Raw genomic sequence first — 595 nt, 5'->3', positions numbered from 1 at the left:
CTACAAGCCGTGAGAGCCTTATCCACTTCGGTGGAGGGGTGATTGCGTGCCTTTTGAAGAATGAGCCTGCGAGTTAGCGGTACGTGGCGAGGTTAACCCGTGTGGGGTAGCCGTAGCGAAAGCGAGTCCGAACAGGGCGACATAGTCGCGTGCCCTAGACCCGAAGCCGAGTGATCTACCCATGGCCAGGTTGAAGCGCGGGTAAGACCGCGTGGAGGACCGAACCCACCAGGGTTGAAAACCTGGGGGATGAGCTGTGGGTAGGGGTGAAAGGCCAATCAAACTCGGTGATAGCTGGTTCTCCCCGAAATGCATTTAGGTGCAGCGTCACGTGTTTCTTGCCGGAGGTAGAGCACTGGATGGCCGATGGGCCCCACAAGGTTACTGACGTCAACCAAACTCCGAATGCCGGTAAGTGAGAGCGTGGCAGTGAGACTGCGGGCGATAAGGTTCGTAGTCGAGAGGGAAACAGCCCAGATCATCGGCTAAGGCCCCTAAGCGTGTGCTAAGTGGAAAAGGATGTGGGATCGCAGAGACAACCAGGAGGTTGGCTTAGAAGCAGCCACCCTTGAAAGAGTGCGTAATAGCTCACTGG

At 56.8% G+C, this 595-nt stretch carries 1 rRNA gene; it reads left to right on the top strand.

The features are described from left to right. A 23S ribosomal RNA gene (locus GCU60_RS13755) occupies positions 1-595 on the top strand; the annotation flags it as partial.

It is taken from the genome of Blastococcus saxobsidens (assembly GCF_010682065.1).
Lineage (GTDB): Bacteria > Actinomycetota > Actinomycetes > Mycobacteriales > Geodermatophilaceae > Blastococcus > Blastococcus saxobsidens_B.
Note: the sequence above shows the minus strand (reverse complement) of the source record. Positions and strands in the feature narration are given on the sequence as shown.